The sequence below is a fragment of the Pseudomonas sp. Marseille-Q5299 genome, from assembly GCF_943737035.1.
GTDB classification, from domain to species: Bacteria; Pseudomonadota; Gammaproteobacteria; order Pseudomonadales; family Pseudomonadaceae; genus Aquipseudomonas; species Aquipseudomonas putida_E.
This window is the reverse complement of the sequence record NZ_CALSFR010000003.1, coordinates 266,619-292,360: the sequence shown is the minus strand read 5'-3', so window position 1 is coordinate 292,360 and position 25,742 is coordinate 266,619. Positions and strand designations below refer to the sequence as shown.

General features: G+C 62.1%; 23 protein-coding genes and 1 riboswitch. Of the genes, 9 read left to right on the top strand and 14 right to left on the bottom strand.

The features are described from left to right. Positions 1–29: 29 nt before the first annotated feature. The gene (locus NGJ21_RS10005) at positions 30–1,436 is read right to left on the bottom strand and encodes an adenosylmethionine--8-amino-7-oxononanoate transaminase (protein WP_125923466.1); all 1,407 of its coding nucleotides are present in this window, start codon (positions 1,434–1,436) and stop codon (positions 30–32) included. Positions 1,437–1,514: 78 nt separating this feature from the next. After that, the gene (locus NGJ21_RS10000) at positions 1,515–2,006 is read right to left on the bottom strand and encodes a hypothetical protein (protein WP_119688158.1); all 492 of its coding nucleotides are present in this window, start codon (positions 2,004–2,006) and stop codon (positions 1,515–1,517) included. A gap of 209 nt (positions 2,007–2,215) precedes the next feature. Between NGJ21_RS10000 and NGJ21_RS09995 the strand changes: the two genes are divergently transcribed. From NGJ21_RS09995 to NGJ21_RS09985, 3 genes are all read left to right on the top strand, one after another. Beyond that, positions 2,216–3,907 (top strand): flavin monoamine oxidase family protein, encoded by a 1,692-nt coding sequence (locus tag NGJ21_RS09995; RefSeq protein ID WP_115273423.1) that lies wholly within the window; start codon positions 2,216–2,218, stop codon positions 3,905–3,907. 208 nt (positions 3,908–4,115) lie between these two features. Continuing rightward, positions 4,116–4,667: a cytochrome b gene (locus NGJ21_RS09990; RefSeq protein ID WP_046785034.1), complete on the top strand. Its 552-nt coding sequence runs from the start codon at positions 4,116–4,118 to the stop codon at positions 4,665–4,667. Between the two features lie 31 nt (positions 4,668–4,698). Beyond that, on the top strand, positions 4,699–5,277 hold the full coding sequence (locus NGJ21_RS09985; RefSeq protein ID WP_012312426.1) for a YceI family protein: 579 nt from the start codon (positions 4,699–4,701) through the stop codon (positions 5,275–5,277). Between the two features lie 60 nt (positions 5,278–5,337). On the opposite strand, the gene rhlE2 is transcribed toward NGJ21_RS09985, so the two are convergent. The 5 genes from rhlE2 to ahcY all read right to left on the bottom strand — a co-directional run bounded on the left by rhlE2 (position 5,338) and on the right by ahcY (position 11,921). After that, positions 5,338–7,248 carry an RNA helicase RhlE2 gene (gene rhlE2, locus NGJ21_RS09980; RefSeq protein ID WP_204919451.1) on the bottom strand — a complete coding sequence of 637 codons (1,911 nt, stop codon included), beginning with the start codon at positions 7,246–7,248 and terminating at the stop codon, positions 5,338–5,340. A gap of 216 nt (positions 7,249–7,464) precedes the next feature. Continuing rightward, positions 7,465–8,253, bottom strand: a complete 789-nt coding sequence (locus tag NGJ21_RS09975; protein WP_119688159.1) for a substrate-binding periplasmic protein — start codon at positions 8,251–8,253, stop codon at positions 7,465–7,467. A 76-nt stretch (positions 8,254–8,329) separates the two neighbouring features. Next, positions 8,330–9,406, bottom strand: a complete 1,077-nt coding sequence (locus NGJ21_RS09970; protein WP_251962067.1) for a hypothetical protein — start codon at positions 9,404–9,406, stop codon at positions 8,330–8,332. A gap of 94 nt (positions 9,407–9,500) precedes the next feature. Then, positions 9,501–10,346 carry a methylenetetrahydrofolate reductase [NAD(P)H] gene (gene metF / locus NGJ21_RS09965; protein ID WP_119688161.1) on the bottom strand — a complete coding sequence of 282 codons (846 nt, stop codon included), beginning with the start codon at positions 10,344–10,346 and terminating at the stop codon, positions 9,501–9,503. Positions 10,347–10,511: 165 nt separating this feature from the next. After that, a complete protein-coding gene (gene ahcY, locus NGJ21_RS09960) occupies positions 10,512–11,921 on the bottom strand; it encodes an adenosylhomocysteinase (RefSeq protein ID WP_046785039.1) in 1,410 nt (469 codons plus the stop codon). Between the two features lie 20 nt (positions 11,922–11,941). After that, positions 11,942–12,038: riboswitch (S-adenosyl-L-homocysteine riboswitch) on the bottom strand. A 179-nt stretch (positions 12,039–12,217) separates the two neighbouring features. On the opposite strand from ahcY, the gene NGJ21_RS09955 reads away from it, so the two are divergent. After that, positions 12,218–12,619: an acyl-CoA thioesterase gene (locus tag NGJ21_RS09955; protein ID WP_012312432.1), complete on the top strand. Its 402-nt coding sequence runs from the start codon at positions 12,218–12,220 to the stop codon at positions 12,617–12,619. 51 nt (positions 12,620–12,670) lie between these two features. Here NGJ21_RS09955 and NGJ21_RS09950 read toward each other — a convergent pair whose 3' ends face one another. Then, on the bottom strand, positions 12,671–13,906 hold the full coding sequence (locus tag NGJ21_RS09950; protein WP_115273426.1) for a cation:proton antiporter: 1,236 nt from the start codon (positions 13,904–13,906) through the stop codon (positions 12,671–12,673). A 202-nt stretch (positions 13,907–14,108) separates the two neighbouring features. Between NGJ21_RS09950 and NGJ21_RS09945 the strand changes: the two genes are divergently transcribed. Both NGJ21_RS09945 and NGJ21_RS09940 read left to right on the top strand, forming a co-directional pair. Then, positions 14,109–14,942 (top strand): EamA family transporter, encoded by an 834-nt coding sequence (locus NGJ21_RS09945; RefSeq protein WP_115273427.1) that lies wholly within the window; start codon positions 14,109–14,111, stop codon positions 14,940–14,942. A gap of 25 nt (positions 14,943–14,967) precedes the next feature. Beyond that, positions 14,968–15,354 (top strand): MAPEG family protein, encoded by a 387-nt coding sequence (locus NGJ21_RS09940; protein ID WP_012312435.1) that lies wholly within the window; start codon positions 14,968–14,970, stop codon positions 15,352–15,354. 49 nt (positions 15,355–15,403) lie between these two features. Here NGJ21_RS09940 and mltA read toward each other — a convergent pair whose 3' ends face one another. After that, positions 15,404–16,555 (bottom strand): murein transglycosylase A, encoded by a 1,152-nt coding sequence (gene mltA, locus NGJ21_RS09935; protein WP_046785041.1) that lies wholly within the window; start codon positions 16,553–16,555, stop codon positions 15,404–15,406. A 115-nt stretch (positions 16,556–16,670) separates the two neighbouring features. On the opposite strand from mltA, the gene NGJ21_RS09930 reads away from it, so the two are divergent. Beyond that, the gene (locus NGJ21_RS09930) at positions 16,671–17,117 is read left to right on the top strand and encodes a c-type cytochrome (RefSeq protein WP_115273428.1); all 447 of its coding nucleotides are present in this window, start codon (positions 16,671–16,673) and stop codon (positions 17,115–17,117) included. Positions 17,118–17,173: 56 nt separating this feature from the next. Here the strand turns inward: NGJ21_RS09930 and NGJ21_RS09925 are convergent, their stop codons facing one another. From NGJ21_RS09925 to NGJ21_RS09905, 5 genes are all read right to left on the bottom strand, one after another. Continuing rightward, the gene (locus tag NGJ21_RS09925) at positions 17,174–17,569 is read right to left on the bottom strand and encodes a DUF1090 domain-containing protein (RefSeq protein ID WP_039601823.1); all 396 of its coding nucleotides are present in this window, start codon (positions 17,567–17,569) and stop codon (positions 17,174–17,176) included. 126 nt (positions 17,570–17,695) lie between these two features. Beyond that, entirely contained in the window at positions 17,696–18,091 is a 396-nt protein-coding gene (locus tag NGJ21_RS09920) for a DUF1090 domain-containing protein (protein WP_115273429.1), read from the bottom strand. A gap of 132 nt (positions 18,092–18,223) precedes the next feature. Beyond that, the gene (gene ligB / locus NGJ21_RS09915; RefSeq protein ID WP_196997375.1) at positions 18,224–19,927 is read right to left on the bottom strand and encodes an NAD-dependent DNA ligase LigB; all 1,704 of its coding nucleotides are present in this window, start codon (positions 19,925–19,927) and stop codon (positions 18,224–18,226) included. A gap of 167 nt (positions 19,928–20,094) precedes the next feature. Next, on the bottom strand, positions 20,095–21,285 hold the full coding sequence (gene metK, locus NGJ21_RS09910) for a methionine adenosyltransferase (RefSeq protein ID WP_251962066.1): 1,191 nt from the start codon (positions 21,283–21,285) through the stop codon (positions 20,095–20,097). 19 nt (positions 21,286–21,304) lie between these two features. Next, on the bottom strand, positions 21,305–22,297 hold the full coding sequence (locus NGJ21_RS09905; protein ID WP_046785046.1) for an ArsR/SmtB family transcription factor: 993 nt from the start codon (positions 22,295–22,297) through the stop codon (positions 21,305–21,307). 226 nt (positions 22,298–22,523) lie between these two features. Here NGJ21_RS09905 and tkt point away from each other — a divergent pair, with 226 nt between their 5' ends. Both tkt and epd read left to right on the top strand, forming a co-directional pair. Then, complete coding sequence (gene tkt / locus NGJ21_RS09900) at positions 22,524–24,521, top strand: transketolase (RefSeq protein WP_115273431.1); 1,998 nt, start codon at positions 22,524–22,526, stop codon at positions 24,519–24,521. A 157-nt stretch (positions 24,522–24,678) separates the two neighbouring features. Further along, on the top strand, positions 24,679–25,740 hold the full coding sequence (gene epd, locus NGJ21_RS09895; RefSeq protein ID WP_046785048.1) for an erythrose-4-phosphate dehydrogenase: 1,062 nt from the start codon (positions 24,679–24,681) through the stop codon (positions 25,738–25,740). The last annotated feature ends 2 nt before the right edge of the window (positions 25,741–25,742 follow it).

Below are 25,742 nucleotides of genomic sequence, written 5' to 3'. Positions count from 1 at the left end.
CCCTACAAGGCGTTGCGATTGCTGGTCGGTTAGCCCGGATCGCGGAAGTCGGGGTGGAAGTTTGCCGGTACCGCCACGCTGACGCTGTCTCGCGTGGCAATATCGATGCCTTCACTGGCCACCTCGGCAAGGAAGTCGATCTGCTCGGGCGTGATCACGTACGGCGGCAGGAAGTACACCACGCTGCCCAGCGGGCGCAGCAGGGCGCCGCGGGTCAGGGCATGCTCGAACACTTTCAGGCCGCGGCGCTCCTGCCACGGGTAGGCGACCTTGCCCGCCTTGTCCTGGACCATTTCGATCGCCAGGGCCATGCCGGTCTGGCGGATTTCGGCAACATGGGCATGATCGGCCAGGTGCGCAGTGGCGCTGGCCATGCGTGCGGACAACGCCTTGTTGGCCTCGATGACGTTGTCCTGTTCGAAGATGTCCAGGGTCGCCAGGGCCGCCGCGCAGGCCAGCGGGTTGCCGGTGTAGCTGTGCGAATGCAGGAACGCGCGCAGGGTCGGGTAGTCGTCGTAGAACGCCTGGTACACCGTGTCGGTGGTCAGGCACGCGGCCAGCGGCAGGTAGCCGCCGGTCAGCGCCTTGGACAGGCACAGGAAATCGGGGCGGATGCCAGCCTGCTCACAAGCGAACATCGTGCCGGTGCGCCCAAAGCCCACGGCAATCTCGTCGTGGATCAGGTGCACGCCATAGCGGTCGCAAGCCTCGCGCAGCAGCTTGAGGTAGACCGGGTGGTACATGCGCATGCCGCCTGCACCCTGGATCAACGGCTCGATTATTACCGCCGAGAGGGTTTCGTGGTGTTCGGCCAGCGTCTGTTCCATGGCTGCGAACATGTTGCGCGAATGTTCTTCCCAGCCCATGCCCTCGGGGCGCAGGTAGCAATCCGGGCTGGGGACTTTGATGGTATCGAGCAGCAGCGCCTTGTAGGTCTCGGTGAACAGCGGCACATCGCCCACCGACATGGCGGCGATGGTCTCGCCGTGGTAGCTGTTGGTCAGGGTGACGAAGCGCTTTTTTGCCGGCTTGCCGATGTTCTGCCAGTAATGGAAGCTCATTTTCAGCGCCACTTCGATGCACGATGAGCCATTGTCCGCATAGAACACCCGGTCCAGACCGGCAGGCGTCATCGCGACCAGGCGCTCGGACAGCTCGATCACCGGCTGGTGGCTGAAGCCCGCGAGGATCACATGCTCCAGCTGGTCGACCTGGTCCTTGATGCGCTGGTTGATGCGCGGGTTGGCGTGGCCAAACACATTGACCCACCAGCTACTGACCGCATCCAGGTAGCGCTTGCCTTCGAAGTCCTCGAGCCACACGCCTTCCCCGCGCTTGATCGGGATCAGCGCAAGCTGCTCGTGGTCTTTCATCTGGGTGCAGGGGTGCCACAAGACCTTCAGGTCACGCTGCATCCACTGATCATTGAGGCCCATTGGCACTTCTCCTGGCGTTACGGCATGTTTGACCGCGTAAGCCTAAGCAATGCCGGGAGGCAGGACAACCGCTGCGGGTCAATGACGACAGGTGCGGGTCCACTCGAGCTTGCGGATATGCACGGTGCCGGCTCTGGAGGTGGAGATGGTCAGGCGTCGAAACGGCCCGGGGAGGTGCTGGTAGCAGGGTTGAGTGCAGAAATGGCCAGGCATGAACTCGGTGTATCCGCTGCCCGAAAGCGTCAGCCAGTAAAAATTATGCGGGGTCGGGGCAATCCCGTCCCAATCGACGCCTTCGGTATCCATGAGCATTGTCACATCTTCGAAATGCTGGTCGCTGACTACGTAGCATTCCAGGCGTAGGCTTTCGACTTCTTGGCTGAAGCTGATTTCCACTTCACTCTGCTCGCCAATCACCAGCTCGGTGCCATCTTCACCTTTGAAGGCTTCATGAACACCGGCCCATGAAGTGCCATTGCTGCGGATACGCAAGCCTGAGGGCGTCAGTAACGTTTGTTTGTGCCACAGGAGCTGCCTTTTGATGTGAGCAAAATGCTCCTCATAGGTCATGCGCAGTTCCTTTTGTCGGTTTTTCCAGTCACCCGGACCAGCGTTGCGCAAGGGCAGCAGGCTCGTCTACTGACAAAAATGCCAGTTGCCAAAAGGACTTGATGGCGCTGTGGTGGCAGGGTCGGCATACCTGACGTATTCTTAACGCATCATCTCGGGGCGTCTTTGCCTCTTCCCATTTCTGTAACGTCAACTCGGAGTTCGCCATCATGGCTGCTGCTTGGGTGCGCCTGTGCGCGTTGGTATTGATCGGTGTGTCCAGCGGCGCCGCGCTGGCAAAGGACAAGACACCTTCGGCAATCGTGGTGGGTGGCGGCCTGGCAGGCCTGACTGCAGCCTACGAGCTGCAGAGCAAGGGGTGGCAGGTGACCTTGCTGGAAGCCAAGGCGGGCATGGGCGGCCGTTCGGGCCTGGCCACCAGTGAGTGGGTCGGCAACAGCAAGGCTCAGCCGGTGCTCAACCAGTACCTCGAGCGTTTCAAGCTTGAAACACTGCCCGCGCCTGAGTTCGTACGCACTCCCGGGTATCTGATCGACGGTGAGTACTTCAGCGCCAGCGACCTGGCTACCAGGCAGCCGGCTACCGCCCAAGCCCTCAAGCGCTACGAGAAGACCCTCGATGACCTGGCCCGTTCGATCGATGACCCGCTCAAGCCACAGGCGACCAGTACGCTGTTCGCCCTCGACCAGATGAACGTTTCCACCTGGCTCGACAAGCTGCAGTTGCCCAGCACTGCACGGCAGCTGATCAACCAGCAGATCCGTACCCGCTACGATGAACCGTCGCGTCTCTCACTGCTTTACTTCGCCCAGCAGAGCCGTGTCTACCGCGGCGTCAGCGACCGTGACCTGCGTGCCGCCCGCTTGCCTGGTGGCAGCCCGGTACTGGCCCAGGCTTTCGTCAAGCAGCTGAAAACCATCAAGACCAGCTCGCCAGTCACCTCCATCGTCCAGGACCGCAGCGGGGTCACTGTCAAGGTTGGCAGCGCCAGCTACCAGGCCGATTACCTGGTCATGGCCGTACCGCTGCGTGCTCTGGCCAAGATCCAGATCACTCCGGCCCTGGACACCCAGCACGTCGCGGCGCTGAGGGGCACCAACTATGGTTGGCGCGATCAGCTGCTGCTCAAATTCAAGCAGCCAGTCTGGGAAAGCCGCGCGCGCATGTCTGGCGAAATCTTCAGCAACGCAGGCCTTGGCATGCTATGGATCGAGCCAGCACTCAAAGGTGGCGCCAACGTGGTGATCAACCTGTCGGGTGACAACGCCCGTCTGCTACAGGCCTTCGGTGACAAACAGATGGTCGACCAGGTATTGATCCGCCTGCATGCCTTCTATCCAAAGGCCCGTGGCGCGTTCACCGGTTATGAGGTCAAGCGCTACAGCGCCGACGCCGGGACTGGCGGTGCTTACCTGGCTTTTGGCCCCGGGCAGATCAGCAAGTACTGGCGCCTGTGGGAGCGCCCGGTGCAACGCATTGCATTTGCCGGTGAGCACACCGACGCGCTGTACCCAGGCACCCTCGAAGGTGCCCTGCGCAGTGGCCAGCGTGCCGCCAGCCAGGTGCAGGACCTGCTGGCCGGCAAGTCGTTCGACCCTGTAAAAGCTGCCCCGGTAGCGGCAACTGCTGGGTCGCAGAAGGACAAAGGTGGGTTCTTCTCCAACATGTTTGGTGGGTCATCCGACAAAGAAGACAACGCCGAAAAGGCACCTGCCAAAGCCGAGCCGGTGAAGGCCGAGGAGGCGCGGGTGGACAAGCCTGGTTTCTTCTCGCGGCTGTTCGGCAGCGCTGGCAAGCCCGAAGCCAAGGCTGCTCCGGCGCCTGTCGAGGCAAAAAAGGCCCCAGCCAAATCGGAGCCTGAAACACAGGCCGTTACCCACTCCCAGGCCAAGGCTGGCTGATGGGTGATCGCCTGGCCCTGTCACCGTCAAGCGGACGGCAGGGCCAGGGCTGACAACCTGGAATTACCCGCTATCGTTAATGTTTCCTTAATAGCCAACTCGGACAATTACTATCGGATTTATCGATAATCCAAAGCAATTTTTTGTGCTTTTATTCGATACGTTACGCGTTAGTCTGTGCATAGCTTTCACGGGGAAACACGGCATCATGCAACTGCGCAATTCACCCTCTCGCTATGGCGTGGTCAGCATCCTCCTGCACTGGGGCGTTGCGCTGGCGGTCTTTGGTCTTTTCGGTCTTGGTCTGTGGATGGTCGGTCTCGATTATTACAGCCCTTGGCGCAAGGCAGGCCCGGACCTGCACAAGAGCATCGGCCTGGTGCTGCTGGCTGTCATGCTTGTGCGTGTGCTGTGGCGCTTCATCAGCCCACCGCCGCCGGCGCCTGCCAGCCACGGGGCATTTACCCGCCTGGCCGCCAGGTTGGGGCATTTGGCCCTGTACACAGGCCTGTTCGCGGTGATGATCGCCGGCTACCTGATCTCTACCGCCGACGGTGTCGGTATTCCGGTATTTGGCTTGTTTGAAGTACCTGCCCTTGTCAGTGACCTGCCTGATCAGGCAGACCTGGCCGGCGTTATTCATTTGTGGCTGGCGTGGGGCCTGGTGATTTTCGCCGCGCTGCATGCCCTGGCTGCCCTGAAGCACCATTACATCGACCGTGACGCGACCCTGGTTCGCATGCTGGGCCGCAAAGCTTGACTCTCAACCTCAATTGCAAGGAACTGAAAGGATGTTGAAAAAGACTTTTGCCGCTCTGGCGCTCGGTACCGCTCTGCTCAGTGCTGGTCAGGCCATGGCCGCCGAGTACAAGATCGACAAGGAAGGCCAGCACGCGTTCGTCGACTGGAAAATCAGCCACCTGGGCTACAGCTTCATTCACGGTACCTTCAAGGACTTCGACGGCAACTTCACTTGGGATAGCGCCAAGCCTGAAGCCAGCAAGATCAGCGTCGACCTGAAAACCGCCAGCCTGTGGTCGAATCACGCCGAGCGCGACAAGCATATCGCCAGCGCTGACTTCCTGGACGTGAAGAAGTACCCGGAAGCGAAATTCGTTTCCACTGCCGTCAAATCGACCGGCGAAAAGACCGCAGACGTGACCGGTGACCTGACACTGCATGGTGTGACCAAGCCTGTGACCTTCAAGGCCACCTTCAACGGTGAGGGCAAGGACCCATGGGGCGGTGAGCGTGCTGGCTTCAACGCTACCACCACGCTGAACCTGAACGACTTCGGTATCAAGGGCCCTGGCGCAACCTCGCAGACCCTGGACCTGGACATCAGCGTCGAAGGTGTGAAGCAGAAGTGATCATTGCCTGAGCAATAAAAACGCCGCCCCATGGGGCGGCGTTTTTATTTGCCGGTAGCGTTAGCCGCCTTTGCGGGTCAGTAACGCAGGCCGCTCGCCACGTGGGCGGCTTGGCAGGTCTTCCAGTTGCTCAGGCGTTGGGAAACGGTCGAGCTTGGATTCCTTGCGGATGATCACAGGCTGGTTTTGCGGCTCTCGCGAGCTACGTACTGCCGGTTCCTGACGGGATGCGTCATCACGGCCGGCCGAACGGTTGCGGCCACCACCGTTGCTATCGCGGCGCGCATCACCTCCCTTGTTGTTGCGCGGCGGGCGTTTCTCGCCACTGGCGCTGCGCGGCTGGCCGCCGTTACGCCCTTGGCCACCACCACTGTTGCTGCCACCACTGTTGCTGCGCCCAGGGTTGGCCTGGCCTTGACCAGCGCCGGCATTGGCACCCGGGCGACGGTTGCGGCCCTGGTTCTTGGCATTCTGGTAGGGGCTGACGTAGTCGGCACGGTTACCGAAGTTGTCGATTTCGTCGTCCAGGAATTCATCCGGAGCACGGTCGGCCGGTGCCTTCGGCACACTGTTCTGGCTGGCTTGCTGTTGGCGCGGCTTCTTGTCACGCGGCTTGCGCGGCTGTTGCTGCTTGTCGGCGGGCTTTTCCTTGTCGGCAGGCTTGTCGGCGGCCTGCTGCTTGGCCTTGCCTTTATCCTTGCCCTTGTCCTTGCGGCCGCCACTGCCATCTTTGCCACCGTCACCACGGGCCTGCTGATTGCGGCCGCCGCGACCGTTGTTCTGCGGGCGTTCACGCACTTCAGGCTTCTCGGCCTCCACCTGGCTTGGGTCGAAGCCCATCAGGTCGCCATCGGCGATCTTCTGCCTGGTGACCCGCTCAATGCTCTTGAGCAGTTTTTCTTCGTCCGGCGCGACCAGGGAAATGGCCTCGCCCGAGCGGCCGGCACGGCCGGTGCGGCCGATACGGTGAACGTAGTCTTCTTCGACATTGGGCAGTTCGAAGTTGACCACATGCGGCAGTTGGTCGATGTCCAGGCCACGGGCGGCAATGTCGGTGGCGACCAGTACGCGTACGCTGTTGGCCTTGAAGTCGGCCAGTGCCTTGGTACGAGCGTTCTGGCTCTTGTTGCCGTGGATGGCCGCGGCGCTCAGGCCGTGCTTTTCCAGGTACTCGGCCAGACGGTTGGCGCCGTGCTTGGTACGGGTGAATACCAGTACCTGCTCCCAGGCGCCGAGCGTGATCAGGTGGGCCAGCAGCGCGCGCTTGTGGCTGGCGGGCAGGCGGTAGACGCGCTGCTCGATACGCTCGACGGTGGTGTTCGGTGGGGTGACCTCGATGCGCTCAGGGTTGTGCAGGAGCTTGTCGGCCAGGTCGGTGATGTCTTTGGAGAACGTCGCCGAGAACAGCAGGTTCTGCCGTTTGGCCGGCAGGCGGGCGAGGACCTTCTTGACGTCGTGGATGAAGCCCATGTCGAGCATGCGGTCGGCTTCGTCCAGGACCAGGATTTCCACGTGGGCCAGGTCGACGCGGCCTTGCCCTGCCAGGTCGAGCAGACGGCCCGGGCAGGCCACCAGGACGTCGACACCCTTGGCAATGGCCTGGATTTGCGGGTTCATGCCAACGCCGCCGAAAATGCAGGCACTGACCAGCGGCAGGTCGCGAGCGTAAACCTTGAAGCTGTCGTGTACCTGAGCCGCCAGTTCGCGGGTCGGGGTCAGGACCAGCACGCGCGGTTGGCGCGGGCCGTGGCGCTGGGATTTGTCCGGGTGGCCTGCCGGGAACAGGCGCTCAAGGATCGGTAGGGCGAAACCGCCGGTTTTACCAGTACCTGTCTGTGCGGCGACCATCAGGTCGCGGCCTTGCAACACGGCGGGAATCGCCCGCTGTTGCACCGGAGTCGGCTGGGTATAGCCCGCAGCCTCGATAGCGCGGACAAGTGCCTCGGAGAGACCGAGGGAAGCAAAGGACATGGGCAATCCTGTTCTGTGGGGGCTGGGCCCGTAGGGATATTCTGCCTGGCGCGACGGGCATCGGTGAGATGCGATCGCGTCCGGTCCAGCTGGGCTTTCACTGCACATCCGGAAAACGGAGTTAGGACGCAAGGTGCGTCGGTGCCGATCGGGATGCCTGTTGCGAGGCCGAGCGTCCGGGCGTGAGCCGGGCGGGAAGGCCCGAGTATAACAGAGCTATCGCTGTGTGCTGCTTTCCTGCTGCTCAACGGTGTGAGGAAGGTGGTCAGTGCTGCCGATATAGCGTTCGATTATCGCTAGGTAAGCGGGCTCCTGCTTGAAAAGCCGCAGCCCTTCGGTAAACGCCAGCGCCAAGGCATCGCGGCCAGGTTTGCGTGCCAGCCCCAGGTATTGCGCTTGACGGCTGATGACCAGTGGCAGTTCCTCTACCTGTTGCTCCAGGCCGAGTTGGCGGCGCAGGTAGCGCCCGACCAGGCGGTCGGTAACCAGCAAATCGATGCGCCCGAGCACCAGCTTGCCAAAATTGGCTTCGTGGCTTGGCGCCGCTTCACGCCGAAAGCCTGATGCATCGTTGAACTGTGCTCCATAGGCATAGCCCGGTGAGGTGCCGACAGTCAGGTCGGTGAGGTCGCTCAGTCGGGTTATGGCATGGCGACGGCGGCTGGATTGATACAGCACGAATTCGACATCCGACATGGGCTCCAGCGGGTAGACCATGTATGCCTGGCGCGAGTCCACTTTGAAGATGTCCATGACCCCGTCGGCCTGGCCCTGTTCGATCATTGCCAGGCATCGCTTCCAAGGCATGAACTCCCACTCCAGCTCGACACCCAGGCGCCTGAACACCTCAGTGGTGACTTCGTAATCTATGCCCTTGGGCTGGCCGTTGTGCTGGTACACATAAGGCGCCCAGTCATCGGTAACCAGGCGCAGGCGTTCGGCCTGCGCCATGGGGCTCAGGCAGGCGAGCAGCAGGATGCAGAAGAAGCGGACGATGAACGGCATGAGGCGAGATTACGCGCTCGGCTTGGGTAAGGCCAGTTGCAGGCGCTGAGGCAGCACCTTCGCGGGAGTAGTGCGCTCAACGCTGTGCGGGCTGCAGCAGATGCGCTTCGATTTCCTTGCGTTGGGCGCCGAGCGAGAGGCGCAGGCATGGGTGGCGCAGGCACTGGCGTAATTGCTCCGGCTCCATCGGGCCATAACGCTCATTGAGATTCTGCAGTGCCTTGTCCCACCAGGCGGGTGCGCAGGCACGGTCAAATTCGTTGGGGTAGGGGTAGCTGCCATACAACAGTTCGCGGGCAAACTGGCGCTCGCGGCTGGGCAGCGTCAGGCTCATGGCCTTGTAACCCAGGCGTTGCAAGGTCGGCGGGCGCGGCAACTGGTCATTCACCAACAGCACGTCTTCCAAGGCGGCGGCGCTAAGTGGCTGGTCTGCGTGCTTGCGCAGCCAGGCCTGTATCTTGGCCCGGAACTGAGCCTTGCGGCTCCAGTAGTGATGGATGACATCGGTGCATTCAGCCAGCGCCAGCTTGCGGTAGGCGGCGACCGCCAGGCAGAACTCTTCCAGCGTATAGGCCGTGCGAACCAGTGGATGGAATTCGTCCATCATCGCGATCGAGTGGTCCAGTATCCCCGCATCTTCTGCGGTCAGGCCAATCACCCCGGAGTTGACCATAGGCATCTGGCCGTCTGCCAAGCCCCGCGCCTGGAGAATGTTCTGCAGGTTCTGGTAGAGCAGGCACTGCTGATTTGCGCCGTAGCGCCCGCCGATCGCGTTGCACAGCAGGCTGCCGGCTTTGACTCGCTGGAACAGGTTCAGTGGCGACTTGCGGAAGAATGTGTCGGTATCGATCAGCACGGCCTGCGAATGCTGCTGGAGGACTTGGCGCAACACGACATGCTTGCTGCGGAAATGGTAGCCGTGAGGTTCGTTCCAGGCCGTACGCGTTTCCTCATCGAGCAGATGAACGGTAACCGTCAGCTTGCCGTAGGGCTCGGGGTTGTCGGTGTAGACCTGTATATCCATGGCCTCGCCCGCAGCCGTGCCCAGGTGGGCCAGGGCGCTGACGATGCTGAAGCAGGCCTCCTGATGATAGGTGGCAGGGCCGAAGGCCAGGTAAACCAGTTGAGGGCGCTGGGGTGTGAAATGTTGCATGGCTGGCAAGACCCGTCTGAACCGGAAATGAAATAAGGCCTTAGTCTATGACTAAAGCCTTAAGCATTTCTGAATAGGATTTTACCAAATGATTTCAGCGAGGCAGCTTCAGGTTGTTCCAGATCGCCAGGCTCGCCTCTGCCTGGTTCAAGGTGTAGAAATGCAGGCCCGGTGCGCCGCCTTGCAGCAGTTGTTCGCACATGCGGGTGATGACTTCTTCACCGAAGGCCTGGATGCTGGCGGTATCGTCGGCATAAGCTTCCAGCTGCTTGCGGATCCAGCGCGGGATTTCGGCGCCGCAAGCGTCGGAGAAGCGCGCCAGCTTGCTGTAGTTGGTGATCGGCATGATGCCGGGCACTACAGGAATTTCGACGCCCAGCTTCTGTGCGCGCTCGACAAAGTAGAAATAGCTGTCGGCGTTGAAGAAGTACTGGGTGATGGCGCTGTCGGCACCGGCCTTGACCTTGTGCACGAAGTTGGCCAAGTCGGTTTCGAAGTTGCGTGCCTGCGGGTGCATTTCCGGATAGGCGGCCACTTCCAGGTGGAAGTGATCAGCGGTTTCCTGGCGGATGAACTCGACCAGGTCGCTGGCATAACGCAGTTCACCACTTGCCATGCCCATGCCCGACGGCAGGTCGCCGCGCAGGGCGACGATGCGCTTGATGCCGGCAGCCTTGTATTGGGCGAGCAGCGCGCGCAACTCGTCCTTGGTGTCGCCGACGCACGACAGGTGCGGGGCGGCAGGCACCTTCACTTCGCTTTCCAGCTGCAGCACGGTGTTCAGCGTGCGGTCGCGAGTGGAGCCACCGGCACCGTAGGTGCAGGAAAAGAAGTCCGGGTTGCAGCCAGCCAGCTGGCGGGCAACACCCATCAGCTTTTCATGACCGGCGTCGGTCTTGGTCGGGAAGAATTCGAAACTGTAGCGGCGTTCTTGTGACATCACTCGTTCCTCAAGCAGCAAGCTTCAAGCGGCAAGCTGCAAGTAAAAGCCAGATCGGTGATGGCCGATCTGGCTTGGCATCGTTCAAGATCGTGGGTGCTGGAGCTGCAAGCGGCAAGGGCACGGTCTGCCTTTTCTTGCCGCTTGCAGCTTCAAGCTTGCCGCTTAGTAGCGGTAGGCGTGCGGCTTGAACGGGCCTTCGACAGTCACGCCGATGTAGTCGGCCTGTTGCTGGGTCAGCTTGGTGACCACGCCGCCGAAGCCGCGGACCATTTCCAGGGCCACTTCTTCGTCGAGCTTCTTGGGCAGTACTTCAACGGTCAGGCGTTCGGCTTTCTTCTCGGCCGAAAGGTCAGCGAACTTCTGCTCGAACAGGAAGATCTGTGCCAGTACCTGGTTGGCGAACGAACCGTCCATGATGCGGCTTGGGTGGCCGGTGGCGTTGCCCAGGTTCACCAGGCGGCCTTCGGCCAGCAGGATCAGGTAGTCGTCGTTCTGCGGGTCGAAGTCGCCAGCGCCGGTACGGTGGATCTTGTGGACCTGCGGCTTGACCTCTTCCCATGCCCAGTGCTTGCGCATGAAGGCGGTGTCGATCTCGTTGTCGAAGTGGCCGATGTTGCAGACCACGGCGCGCTTCTTCAGGGCCTTGAGCATGTTGGCGTCGCAGACGTTGACGTTACCGGTGGTGGTGACGATCAGGTCGATCTTGCCCAGCAGGGCCTTGTCGATGCTGGCTTCGGTGCCGTCGTTGATACCGTCGATGAACGGCGAGACCAGCTCGAAGCCGTCCATGCACGCCTGCATGGCGCAGATCGGGTCAACTTCGGTGACCTTGACGATCATGCCTTCCTGGCGCAGCGACTGCGCAGAACCCTTGCCCACGTCACCGTAGCCGATCACCAGGGCCTGCTTGCCCGACAGCAGGTGGTCGGTACCGCGCTTGATGGCGTCGTTCAGGCTGTGACGGCAGCCGTATTTGTTGTCGTTCTTGCTCTTGGTGACCGAGTCGTTGACGTTGATCGCCGGGACCTTCAGCTCGCCTTTGGCCAGCATGTCCAGCAGGCGGTGCACGCCGGTGGTGGTTTCTTCGGTGACACCGTGGACGCGGTCCAGCACGGCCGGGTACTTCTTGTGCAGCAGCTCGGTCAGGTCACCGCCGTCGTCGAGGATCATGTTGGCGTCCCATGGCTGGCCATCCTTGAGGATGGTCTGCTCCAGGCACCACTCGTACTCTTCCTCGGTTTCACCTTTCCAGGCGAACACCGGGATACCGGCGGCAGCGATGGAGGCTGCGGCCTGGTCCTGAGTGGAGAAGATGTTGCAGGACGACCAGCGCACTTCGGCACCCAGGGCAACCAGGGTTTCGATCAGCACGGCAGTCTGGATGGTCATGTGGATGCAGCCCAGAATCTTCGCACCCTTGAGCGGCTGCTCGGCGAGGTACTTGCGACGCAGGCCCATCAGGGCAGGCATTTCCGATTCGGCGATGATGGTTTCGCGACGACCCCAGGCGGCCAGGGAGATGTCTGCGACTTTGAAATCGGTAAAACCTGCGGGCGTGTTTACAGCGCTCATGAGAGCCTCCATTCGTAGTGTGCGAATGGGCGCCGTTGTGCGTTGAGCGTCCGCGGGAGCGGACAACGCCCCATCCGAGCCTGACAGGATGACCCTGCTGCAGCGCCCCTCGGACAGGTGGCGGGCATGGCACCGCGGCGGGTGGCCATGTGAATCGGCGCAGATTATAGCCTTGGCGGGAGTCATCGCCCAAGGTTTTCTGTCGATTAATAGCGACGATAGTCGATGATCAATGGAGCGGCGCCGGCCGCTCTGCCATCATTACCGCACGTTAGCCAAGCAGGTCAGGAGTACAGATGAACTTTCACACCCGCAAATGGGTAAAACCCGAAGACCTCAACCCCAACGGCACACTGTTCGGCGGCAGCCTGTTGCGCTGGATCGACGAAGAGGCGGCGATCTACGCCATCGTCCAACTGGGCAACCAGCGTGTGGTGACCAAGTACATGTCGGAGATCAACTTCGTCAGTGCCTCGCGCCAGGGCGACATCATCGAGCTGGGCATCACCGCAACCGAGTTCGGCCGCACCTCGATCACCCTCAAGTGTGAAGTGCGCAACAAGATCACCCGCAAGAGCATCCTGACTGTCGACAAGATGGTCTTCGTCAACCTGGGCGAGGATGGCCAGCCGGCGGCCCACGGGCGCACCGAGATCAAATATGTTCAGGACCAGTTTCCGGACAGCGCGGTGGAATAACGTGATGGGGCTGCTTCGCAGCCCTTTCGCCGGCAAGACGGCCCTGGGTTTTCAGGGTTGTGCGCTGACCTTGCGCACCACCCGCCCGATGCTCAAGCCCTGCACCAGGATCGACGACAGCACCACGATGTAGGTGATCGACAGCAGCAGGTCACGCTCCTCGCCCAATGGCAGCGACAGTGCCAGGGCTACCGAAACGCCACCGCGCAGGCCGCCCCAGGTCAGTACCCGCACGGTGCCTTTGGGCACGCTGCGCCAGCGGCGCAAAAGCACGATCGCCGGGGCCACGGTCAGCAGCCGCGACAGCAGCACCGCCAGCGCCAGCACGCTGCCAGCCGCCAGGTGCAGCCAGTTGAACGGCAGCAGCAACAGCTCCAGGCCGATCAGGGCGAAGAGCAGGGCGTTGAGCATGTCGTCGATCAACTCCCAGAAACCGTCCAGGTAGCGACGGGTCATGTCGTTCATCGCCAGGTTGCGCCCCAGGTTGCCGATGATCAGCCCGGCCACGACCATCGCGATCGGTGCCGAGACGTGCAGCTCGTAGCACATCGCCGAACCACCGATGACCAGCGCCAGGGTCAGCATGACCTCGACCTGATACTGCTCGACGCTTTTGATCATGCGGTAGGTGGCGTAACCGAGCAGCCCGCCAAACACCGCCCCGCCAATGGCTTCGCGGGCGAACAGGATCGCTGTGTCAGTGATGCTTGGCGTTTCACCCAGTTGAATGATGCCCAGCAGGACGGTGAACACCACCACGGCGGTGCCGTCGTTGAACAGAGACTCGCCGACGATGGTGGTCTTCAGCGGCTTGGAGGCGTTAGCGGTCCGCAGGGCCCCTAGCACAGCGATCGGGTCGGTGGGCGAGATCAGTGCACCGAACAGCAGGCAGTAGATCAGCGGCACCTGCCAGCCGAACAGCGCAAAGACCCAGTGCGACAGAAAGCCGATCACCACGGTGGCGATCAGCACGCCGAGCGTTGCCAGCAGCCCGATCGGCCAGCGGTAGCTGCGCAGATCGGTGAGGTTGACGTGCAGTGCGCCGGCGAACAGCAGAAACGCCAGCATCCAGTGCATCAGCAGGTCATTGAAGTCGATCTGGTTCATCAGCCCTTCGACGCGTTCTTCAAGGCCCGGGAAGCCGATCAGGCTAAGCCCCTGCAGCATCAGCGAGAACAGCAGTGCCGTGACCATCACGCCGATGGCGGGGGGCAGGCCGATAAAGCGGTAATTGACGTAGGTGAGGAGTGTTGTGAGGCAGATAAACGCAGCAACTAATTCAAGCATCCCAAATCCTGTAACAATGGCTTCCAAGTCGTAACCCGAATGGCTCGGGCAGTTCTTTGATGATCTGGCGAGGGTCTCGGGACACAGTTTTTGACCTGATTGACTGGATTCGTTCCGCATTTGCTACGGAACTGCTTCGCACCCCATGGTCCCGTCAACGCTATATATTCACAGGCTGATCTCGTCACAAGGACCTGAAGGCGTGCTGGCAACTTCCCTGGTACTGATCGCGGCCCTACTACACGCGACCTGGAACACCCTGATCAAATTCAGTGGCGAGCGCTTGCTGGTGATCGCCAGCATGGACTCGGTAGCCCTGGCCTTTGCCGTGCTCGCAGTGGCCTTCGTGGACCTGCCGCCTGCCGAGATCTGGCCTTGGCTGATCGCCTCGGCATTGGCCGAGCAGTTGTACCGATTCCTGCTGATCCAGGCATATCGGGTAGGCGATCTGGGGCTGGTCTATCCTCTGATGCGTGGCCTGTCACCGCTGGTGGTGCTGGGGCTGACCCTGGCGTTCGCCGGCGAGTCGCTCAGCCAGCAGCAAATCATCGGCATATTGCTGATTCCGTGTGGCATGGCGTGCCTGCTGTGGCAGGGAGGTGGGGGTGAGCGCCTGCCCTGGTCGATGCTGCCAGTGGTGGCGCTGATCGGCCTGTGCATTGGTTGCTACACCTGGTTCGACGGGCAGGCCGTGCGGTTGTGGGGCAAGCCCTGGGACTACCTGGTATGGCTGACCCTGCTCAGCGCCTGGCCGTTTCCGCTGCTGGCCTGTGTGGCACGGCGGGGGCCGTTCGTGCTGTTCTGGCGCACCCAGTGGCGCTTGGGGTTGGCAGTGGGCTTTTGCGTGTTGTTCAGCTACGCGCTGGTATTGTGGGCCATGCATCTGGGTTCGGTGGCCGAGGCGGCGGCCTTGCGCGAGCTGAGCGTCATCCTGGTGGTACTGCTGGGCATGCGCTACCTCAAAGAACCTTTTGGCGGCCCGAGACTCCTAGCTTGCGGGCTGGTACTGGCAGGCATGCTGGTGATGAAGCTCTAACCTAACGACTGAAGGAGTCCTGTCCATGACCGTTGCCCTGTGGTGCATCCTGATCGCATTGTTCCTGCCGCCGCTGTGCGCCTTGATCGCCAAGGTGAGCAGTGGCCGTTTCGGCTTGAAGGACAATCACGACCCACGCGCCTTCCTCGACACATTATCGGGCCTGCCACGGCGTGCCCATGCCGCCCAGCAGAACAGCTATGAAGCGTTTCCGGCATTTGCCGCGGCGGTGCTGGTGGCCGATATCGTGGGCAATGCCGAGCAGGTGACGCAGGACGTGCTGGGGGTCTTGTACATCACCAGTCGGCTGCTTTACATCATCTGCTATCTGGCGGACTGGGCGGCTTTGCGCTCGCTGGTGTGGTTCGCCGGGGTGGCCCTGATCGTGTCGTTCTTCGTCGTTTCGGCCTGAAGCCTGGCTGCCCTCCTCGCGTGTGAGCCGCGAGGAGGGCAGCAGCCAGTCAAAGGACTTTGGGTACTTCAGGCAGTGGCTTGCCCTTTGGCCATAGCATCCAGATCTGCCCCTGCTGCTTCATGTTCCCCGCCAGTTCGCCGGCCTCAGGCCCGGTGCCCCAGAACAGGTCCGCACGCACTTCGCCGGTAATCGCGCCACCGGTATCCTGAGCGCCCACCGGCCGAACCACCGGTGTGCCGTCCGGGCGTGTGGTGGACAGCCAAAGCAGGCTGCCCAATGGAATGACCTTGCGATCGATGGCCACGCTGTAGCCCGCGGTAAGCGGCACATTCAGCGAGCCGCGCGGGCCTTCGTTGCTGTCAGGGCGGGTGCTGAAGAATACATAGCTGGGGTTGCTCGCCAGCAATTCCGGCACACGCTGCGGATTGGCCTGAGCCCAGGCATGAATGGCGCCCATGCTCACGTCTTCCTTCTTCAACTGGCCCTGCTCGATCAGCCAGCGACCTATCGGCCGGTACGGGTGGCCGTTCTGGTCGGCGTAGCCCAAGCGCAATTGACGGCCATCTTCCAGCTTTACCCGGCCAGAGCCCTGGATCTGCAGAAACTGCAGGTCCATCGGGTCGGTCAACCACGCCAGTACCGGGGCCTTCACGCCGTCCCGGTAGATCACCTCGGCGGTGTCATAGGGCTTGAGCACGCGGCCGTCGAGGCGGCCTCGCAGGCGCTTGCCCTTCAGTTCCGGGTAAACGCTGGCCAGGTCGACCACGATCATGTCATCGGGGATGCCATACACCGGTACATTGGCCGCTTCGGTGCGTGTCAGGCTGCCGGGGTAGACCGGTTCGTAGTAGCCGGTGATCAGGCCATTGGCGTTGTTCTCGGCCGAGCGCAGGCCATAGACCTGCAATTGCGCTTGCAGGAACGTGCGCACCTGGGGCGCCTCCAGGGCAATCGGCTGTGCTGCTTCGCACGTGGCGGCCCACACCGGATCACGCTTGAGCTTTTCACAGCCAGTGCGCCAGGCGTTGAAACCCGCGACCAGGTCGCTGTCGCTGACGCTGGGCAGGTCGGCCCAAGCCGCAGGGGTGTAAGTAGCGACGGCGTGGGGTTCGGGCTTGGCGTTTTCGCCGCCGTTGCAGCCGGCCAGCAAGGCCAGGGCCGGCAGCGCCCAGGCGAGATGGCGCAGAGCAGATTTCATGGTTGAATCCTTGGAGGGCAGCAGCGGATGGCTGCCCATAGTGTTCGTAAGGGTATTGGTCTTTGCATGGCAGGCGAGGATACTGGTGGCCCTTTCCTCTGCCAATGTGACTGTGATGTTCAAATGTTTCACCGCCATACTGCTGATCAGCCTGTCCCTGGTAGCCTGCGACCGTGTCGATCCTAACTCACCCTTGGGGCAGCGCAAGGCGATCTTCAAGCAGATGCTCAAGACCAGCGAGGACATGGGTGGCATGCTGCGCGGGCGGTTGCCGTTCGATGGGGCTAAGTTTTCCGAGGGTGCGGTGAAACTCGATAGCCTGGCCCATGCGCCCTGGCAGCATTTTCCGCAGGTAAAGGATGATGGCGACAGCAGTGCGCGGCCCGAGGTCTGGGAGCGTCAGGCGCGCTTTCATGACTTGGCGCAAGCGTTGGAAGGGGTGACAGGCGAGTTGCTGGCGGTGACACGCAAGCAGCCGCTGGATGCGGCGATGCTCAAGGCACCTATGGACAAGGTCGAGGCAGCCTGCAAGGCCTGCCATACAGAGTTTCGTAATCATTGATGCGCCAGCCAATAGTTTGCGGACTGCTGGCTGGCGCGCGTGACTGAAGGCTCAGATTACTTGGTCAATTCGGCTTTGGCGTCTTCGAGTTCTGCTTTGGATTCGGCCAGTTTCTTTTCGCGCTTGGCAATTTTGCTCGCTTCGCCTTTTGCCTGCGCCTGCTTCAGGTCTGCTTCCCGCTCTTGGACTTCTGCTTCGGCTTCGCGCACTTTTTGTTCACGCTCTTCTTTCAAGCCGGCATCGGTGCAGTGCTCGGTGTTCTCCTGCAGGGCCTTCTCCAGGCCGCGGATCTCACCCGAATTATTGTGCGCCCTGGCATATTGCAGCTGGTTTTCGATGGCGCTGCGTTTGGCTGCGCAACCGGTCAAGCCAGGCGTGGGCTGAGCTGCTTGGGCGGCGGATGCGCTCAAACCGAGAACAGCCAGCATGACTACGGAAGAAACAACTTTCATGGAAGCCTCCTTGTAGGGGCATATGGCAGTAGCGCTGCGATGGTGCCCCTTCCCTAAGACCAAGTGAACCCTTCAGTGGGTAACTTCAGAAAAGTCCTACAAGCCAAGAGGAGTAGGAACTTGCTGTCAACGCTCCAGGTCTTCGACAGCTTCCTGCAACTCCTTTTTCGCCTCGGCAAGTTTGTCTTTGCGCTTGTTGATGCGCTCCGGGTCGCCCTTCTTCATGGCCTTGTCCAGGTCCTTGGTGCGCTGGTTGACCTCGTGGCGCGCCTCGAGCACCTTCTGTTCGCGCTCTTTGCGCAAGCCGGCATCGGTGCAGTTCGCGTCAACTTCGCTCAGCGCTTTTTCCAGCCCGGCCTGTTGGTTGCTGTTGTTGTGGGCCTTGGCCTGTTCGATCTGTTCAGCAATCGCTTGGCGCTTGGCTGCGCAACCGGTGAGCGCGGGTTGTTCTTTGGCGGGCTGGGCGGCGTTAGCTGAAAAAGCCAGCGTTGCCAGCACGAAAAGGGTGGAAATACGTTTCATGAAAAGCCTCTTGGACGGGGCGGGGCAGCAGAAAGTGGGGAAATCCTGCCTTGGTTTTACCGATTTATAAACCCTTGGCAGGTTTTTCCAGGCTCAGATTCGGAAATCCCCTTACAGGTCGTTGCGCATTCGCTAGTGGGATTTGGCCTCTTCAGCCATGTGAAAACCGTCGACGCCATTGTTCCCCAGATGTGTTGCAATGCGCTGTACTTCTCCCTGGGCGAAGAAGTCTGCGAGCTGCCTGGCGCGTGTTTCGCCTATGCCGGGCAAGGCTTGCCATTCGCTGGGGGAACGGCTGGCAAGCGCCGGCCAGTACTCATGCTCAGGCACGTTGCCGTGGGCAGGCACGCCAAGGCCCCTCAGCCAATGGGCGAAAGGCCTGGAGCGGGCAATGTCGAAACCGCGTTGCAGCCGCATGGCTTTGACTTCACTGATGCCCGGCACTTGTTGCAGTTGCTGGGCATCGAGCGCCAACCAGTCCGTCAGCGATGTGACCAGGCCCGCGTGCACCAGCAGCCGCCAGGTGCCCGGGCCGGCGCCTGGCATGGCCAGCCCTTGCTTGCCCCCGAGCCAGGCCAGGCGGGCGATGAACTGCTCTTCACACCCCTCGCCGGCTTGCCAGCAACTGTGAGGACCGTATCTTCCAGGTACAGGTACCGTCAGCGGTTGTCGCTCGACAGCGCGGTGGACCACCTTTTCGAAACGTGGAATGGTCAGCCCGGCTAGGCTGATCGCCACCCGGTCGCCTGGGCGAATGTCCAAGGTTTGCCAGCGGGCCATGGAGCCGAGGCTGACTTGGCTGATCCGGCGGTCGTCCAGGGTGACCGGCTGCAGCTTGAGCACTGGCGTCACCCTGCCGGTGCGGCCGATTAGAAAGTGTACGTCGCGCACCTCTGCCAGCGCCTGGGCGAAGGGGTATTTCCACGCGGCGATCCAATAGGGGGCGTTGGGCCGCCAGCGGGCGGCTGGCGGGCGGCTGTCCTGGCGCAGAATCACGCCGTCGGTGGCAAAGGGCAGCGGTGAGCGATACCAGTGCAGGCGCCAGTGGGTAGCTTGCGCGGGGGTGTCGATAGCTGTGCTGAAACGCTGACTGTCGGGGAACCCCCAGGCTGCAAGTTGTGTGAGGCGCTCGCCCTGGTTGTCAGGCCCATGCGGCCAGTCCCAGACGAACAGGCCGATGCTCGCGCCCAGTTTCGGGCCAAGCTGCTTGCGCGCCAGCATCCCGGCCACGCTACCGCGCGCATTGCTGCTGCCTGCCTCAGCTTGCACGTGCGCTTGCAGGCGTAGGTACAACTCGCCTTGCAATACGACGTCCAGCGGCTGAGGCAATTGCCGGGTGATGCTGTCGAGGTCCTTGATGTGGCGGCTCCAGTCATGCCCTTGGCGGCCATCACCGCGGCTGAGCAGCTGTACCAGCCGGCCTTGGCGATAGACCAGCGAGACCGCCACTCCGTCGACTTTCGGTTGCACCCACACGCCCTTCTTGCCGGTCATCCAGCGTGCAACGCCAGCTGCGTCAGGGAGTTTCTCGACGCCAGTGTGGGCAACGGGGTGGGCAATTGGGCCGCGTGCGCTGGCCAGTGGGCTTGGGCCTGTGGGTTCCAGGCCAAAGCACTGTTGCAGGTGTAGCAGGTGGTGTCGGGCCTGGTCGTAGAGCTCATCGGCTACGAGCGCTATACCCTGGCGGTGGTAATGGTCGTCCCAGTTGGCCAGGGTGGTGCGCAGTTGTGCAACTTCGGTTCTGGCTTGCTTGGCATCCCAGTCTGGACAGTGGCCGGCTTGGGCGATGGATGTGTGGAGCAGCAACAGGGCGGCGAGGCGCAGGAAAGGTGACATGGCCAGCATCCTTGCGTGGCGGAGTGGAGTGTTCAGGCTAGGCAAGCGTGGGGGAGGTTGGCGGGTTCAGTTGTCAGGTGATGTGTCGAGGGGCGATACCATGGAAACTACAAAAAAGCCCCTGCCGATCACTCGGCAAGGGCTTCGATGCACCGCTGCAGGAGAAATTACAGGCCGGCAGCATCACGCAGCGACTGGGCGCGGTCGGTGCGCTCCCAAGTGAAGGTGGTGAAGGTGTCGTCGCCGACAGTCTTCTGCTGCGGGGTACGGCCGAAGTGGCCGTAGGCAGCGGTTTCCTGGTACATCGGGTGCAGCAGGTCGAGCATCTTGGTGATGGCGTACGGACGCAGGTCGAAGCACTCACGCACCAGCTGGATGATCTTGTCGTCCGAGACCTTGCCGGTACCGAAGGTGTTGATCGAGATGGAGGTCGGCTGGGCTACGCCGATGGCGTAGGACACCTGAATCTCGCAACGTTCGGCCAGGCCGGCGGCGACGACGTTCTTGGCTACGTAACGGCCGGCGTAGGCGGCGGAGCGGTCGACCTTGGACGGGTCCTTGCCGGAGAACGCGCCACCACCGTGACGGGCCATGCCGCCGTAGGAGTCGACGATGATCTTGCGGCCGGTCAGGCCACAGTCACCCACCGGGCCACCGATGATGAAGTTGCCGGTCGGGTTGATGTGGTAATGGGTGTCCTTGTGCAGCAGTTCGGCAGGCAGGGTGTGCTTGACGATCAGCTCCATCACGGCTTCCTGCAGGTCTTTTTGCGAGACTTCAGGGTTGTGCTGGGTCGACAGGACCACCGCGTCGATGCCGACTACCTTGCCGTTTTCATAGCGGCAGGTGACCTGGGACTTGGCGTCCGGGCGCAGCCAAGGCAGCAGCCCGGATTTGCGCGCTTCGGCCTGACGCTCGACCAGGCGGTGCGAGAAGCAGATCGGCGCCGGCATCAGCACGTCGGTTTCGTTGCTGGCGTAGCCGAACATCAGGCCCTGGTCACCCGCGCCCTGGTCTTCCGGCTTGGAGCGGTCGACGCCTTGGGCGATGTCCACCGACTGTTTGCCGATGATGTTCATCACGGCGCAGGTGGCGCCGTCGAAGCCGACGTCGGAGCTGTTGTAGCCGATGTCGATGATGACTTTGCGCACCAGCTCTTCCAGGTCGACCCAGGCCGACGTGGTGACTTCGCCGGCGATGATGGCGACACCGGTCTTGACCAGGGTTTCACACGCCACGCGGGCGTATTTGTCCTGGGTGATGATGGCATCCAGGACCGCGTCCGAAATCTGGTCGGCGATCTTGTCCGGATGCCCTTCGGACACGGACTCGGAGGTGAAAAGGGAGTATTCGCTCATCTCGACGGGTTCCTAAAATTTACCGATGGTGTGTGTCGCCAGCCGTCCGCTGAAAATGGCGGACCTGTATCTGGAAACCGTTACGCAAGCCCACATAGAGGCTGTCCCCCGGGGCCAGCCCGGCAGCGTTGGCCCAACGGGCCAGGTCGTCCTGTTCAAAACCAAGCCAGAGATCGCCGCAGGCTTCCCGCGCCCAATCCTGATCGTGGCTGCACAGTTCGGTGACCAGCAGGCTGCCGCCTGCCTTCACCCGTTTGGCCAAAAGGCGCAGGGCCAGGGCCGGGTCGCTGAAATGGTGCAGGACCATGTTCAGCACAACGCAGTCGGCTTCCACATCCGTTGCACCCAGTGCATCGGCCAACTGCAGGTTTACATTATCCAGGCGTTCGCGTTCGCAGACCTGGCGCGCCAGCTCGAGCATGGTCGGGCTGTTGTCCAGGGCTGTGACACAGGCGAAGCGCCGGGCCAGGTCGGGCAAAAAGCCGCCGTCGCCGGGGCCGACTTCCAGCGCGCTGGCGGTCGGCTCGAAATTCAGTGTGTCGAGCAGCGCCAGCAGGCTTTCGCGGTACTGCGGCAGGCCGGCGATCAGGTCCTGCTGGGCGCGGAACTTTTCTTCCACGCGCAGGAAAAAGTCCTGGCTGGTGGCGGCGCGGCGTTGTTGCACCTGAGCGATGCGCGCCTGCACGTCCAGCGGCAGTGCCAGGTCGTCGACCTCTTCGAGCAGCGCGGTGTGCAGGCGGCCGCCCAGGCGGTGGCTGTCGGGCAGGGCCCTGCGGTAGAAAACCGCATTGCCTTCGCGGCGCGTAGCCACCAGCTCGGCCTGGGCCAAAACCTTGAGGTGATGGCTCATGCCCGACTGCCCGATGTCGAAAATCTGTGCCAGCTCCAGGACGCCGAACGAGTCGCTGGCCAAGGCGCGCAGGACATTCAGGCGCAGTTCGTCGCCACTGGCTTTGCACAGGGCTGCCAGTGTGTCGCTTCGCTGAGGGATCGGTTGCGCACGGAGGTTCATGACGCGGCAGTCTAGACAGGCATCGTTGCCCTAGCAAGACCAATATCAAAAAGTTTTGATATTGGCGATGAGCTGCAAGAAATAGAGCCTTGCGCGCACGCTTCGGCTTTCTCTTGCTGCTTAAAGCTTGCCGCTTGCCGCTTAAATGTTTGCCCCCAGCCCCCCAGTGGGGGAAAATGGCCGCCTTTTTCGTTACACCACCTATTCAAGCCCCAGGAGATAAGCGATGCCCAGCCGTCGTGAACGTGCCAACGCCATTCGTGCCCTCAGCATGGATGCCGTGCAAAAGGCCAACAGCGGCCACCCAGGTGCCCCCATGGGCATGGCGGATATCGCCGAAGTGCTTTGGCGCGACTATCTGAAGCACAACCCGAGCAACCCGAGCTTCGCCGACCGTGACCGCTTCGTGCTGTCCAACGGCCACGGCTCGATGCTGATCTACTCGTTGCTGCACCTGACCGGCTACGACGTCACCCTCGACGACCTCAAGTCGTTCCGCCAGCTGCATAGCCGTACCCCGGGCCACCCCGAGTTCGGCTACACCCCGGGTGTGGAAACCACCACCGGCCCGCTGGGCCAAGGTTTGGCCAATGCCGTGGGCTTTGCCTTGGCGGAGAAAGTGCTGGGTGCCCAGTTTAACCGCGAAGGCCACAACATCGTCGACCACAACACCTACGTGTTCCTCGGCGACGGCTGCATGATGGAAGGCATCTCCCACGAAGTCGCCTCGCTGGCCGGCACCCTGGGCCTGAACAAGCTGGTGGCCTTCTATGACGACAACGGCATTTCCATCGACGGTGAAGTGGAAGGCTGGTTCACCGACGACACCCCCAAGCGCTTCGAGGCCTACAACTGGCTGGTGATCCGCAACGTCAACGGCCACGACGCCGACGAGATCCGCACGGCTATCGAGACTGCGCGCAAGAGCGACCGTCCGACCCTGATCTGCTGCAAGACCATCATTGGTTTCGGCTCGCCCAACAAGCAGGGCAAGGAAGACTGCCACGGTGCTCCGCTGGGCAACGACGAAATCGCCCTGGCCCGCAAGGAACTGAACTGGAACCACGCTCCGTTCGAAGTTCCTGCCGACATCTACGCCGAATGGGACGCCAAAGAAGCAGGCGCCAAGGCTGAAGCCGAGTGGAACACGCGGTTCGATGCCTATGCCGCCGCCTTCCCGGAACTGGCCAGCGAACTCAAGCGCCGTCTGAGCGGTGATCTGCCAGCCGACTTCTCCGAAAAGGCCGCTGCCTACATCGCTGAAGTCGCTGCCAAGGGCGAGACCATCGCCAGCCGCAAGGCCAGCCAGAACACCCTGAATGCCTTCGGCCCACTGCTGCCGGAATTCCTTGGCGGCTCGGCCGACCTGGCCGGCTCCAACCTGACCCTGTGGAAGGGCTGCAAGGGTGTGGACGCCAACGACGCCAGCGGCAACTACGTGTTCTACGGCGTGCGCGAGTTCGGCATGACCGCGATCATGAACGGGGTTGCCCTGCACGGCGGCCTGGTGCCTTACGGCGCGACGTTCCTGATGTTCATGGAATACGCCCGTAACGCCGTGCGCATGTCCGCCCTTATGAAGCAGCGCGTCATCCATGTGTACACCCACGACTCCATCGGCCTGGGCGAAGACGGCCCGACCCACCAGCCGATCGAGCAACTGACCAGCCTGCGCAGCACGCCGAACCTGGACACCTGGCGCCCGGCCGACGCAGTCGAGTCGGCTGTGTCCTGGAAGCACGCCCTGGAGCGCAAGGACGGCCCATCGGCGCTGATCTTCTCGCGCCAGAACCTGCAGCATCAGGACCGCGACGCCCAGCAGATCGCCGATATCGCCCGCGGCGGTTACGTGCTCAAGGACTGCGCCGGCGAGCCCGAGCTGATCCTGATCGCCACCGGTTCGGAAGTGGGCCTGGCCGTTCAGGCGTTCGACAAGCTGACCGAGCAGGGCCGCAAGGTGCGTGTCGTGTCGATGCCGAGCACCAGCGTGTTCGACGCACAGGATGCGGCCTACAAGCAGTCCGTACTGCCGCTGCAAGTGGGTGCCCGCATCGCCATCGAAGCGGCTCATGCCGACTTCTGGTACAAGTACGTGGGCCTCGAAGGCCGTGTCATCGGCATGACCACTTACGGTGAATCGGCTCCGGCCAGCGCACTGTTCGAGGAGTTCGGCTTCACCCTGGAGAACATCCTGGGTATTGCCGAAGAGCTGCTGGAAGACTGAGGCAACCCTGGAGGGCTTGGCCCTCCATCGCGACGCAAGGCCGCTCCTGCAGTTACCGCGCAGCCTCGATGTTGGCGCGGTGCCTGTAGGAGCGGCCTTGTGTCGCGATGGGCCGCAACGCGGCCCCAACAGCCACCATGCGTTAGCGAGCCCACCAATGCCCCACCCGCGTCCCTACAAAGTTGCACTCAACGGTTACGGCCGCATCGGCCGCTGTGTCCTGCGCGCACTGTTTGAGCGTGGGGCAAAGGCTGGCTTCGAAATCGTTGCATTGAACGACCTGGCCGACCAGGCCAGTGTGGAATACCTGACACGCTTCGACTCCACTCACGGCCGATTCCCCGGCGACGTGAAGGTCGACGGCGACTGTCTGCATATCAATGGTGACTGCGTGAAGGTCATGCGCAGTGCCACCCCCGAGGGCGTCGACTGGGCCGCCCTGGACATCGACCTGGTGCTGGAGTGTTCCGGCGCCTATCACACCCGTGCCGATGGCCAGCGCTTTCTTGATGCCGGTGCGCCGCGGGTGCTGTTCTCGCAGCCCATGGCCAGCGAGGCCGATGTGGATGCGACGGTGGTCTACGGCATCAACCAGGCTTGCCTGACCGGCACCGAGCGCCTGGTGTCCAACGCCTCCTGTACCACCAACTGTGGCGTACCGCTGCTGCGGGTACTGGACCAGGCGTTCGGCATCGAGTACGTACAGATCACCACCATTCACTCGGCAATGAACGACCAGCCGGTGATCGATGCCTACCATCATGAGGATTTGCGCCGTACGCGCTCGGCTTTCCAGTCGGTGATCCCGGTGTCCACTGGCCTGGCGCGTGGTATCGAGCGCCTGCTGCCGGAACTTGCCGGGCGAATACAGGCCAAAGCGGTACGCGTGCCTACCGTCAACGTGTCGTGCCTGGACATCACCCTGCAGACCGCCCGTGACACCAGTGCGGTCGAAGTCAATCGGGTGCTGCGCGAGGCGGCGCTGGATGGCCCGCTCAAAGGCTTGCTGGCTTACACCGAATTACCCCACGCCAGCTGTGATTTCAACCATGACCCGCATTCGGCGATCGTCGATGCCAGCCAGACACGCGTCTCGGGCCCCCGCCTGGTGAACCTGCTGGCCTGGTTCGACAACGAATGGGGTTTTGCCAACCGTATGCTCGACGTTGCCGAACATTATCTGCACGTCGTCCACCCAACCCGCACCAAACAGCCCTGAAG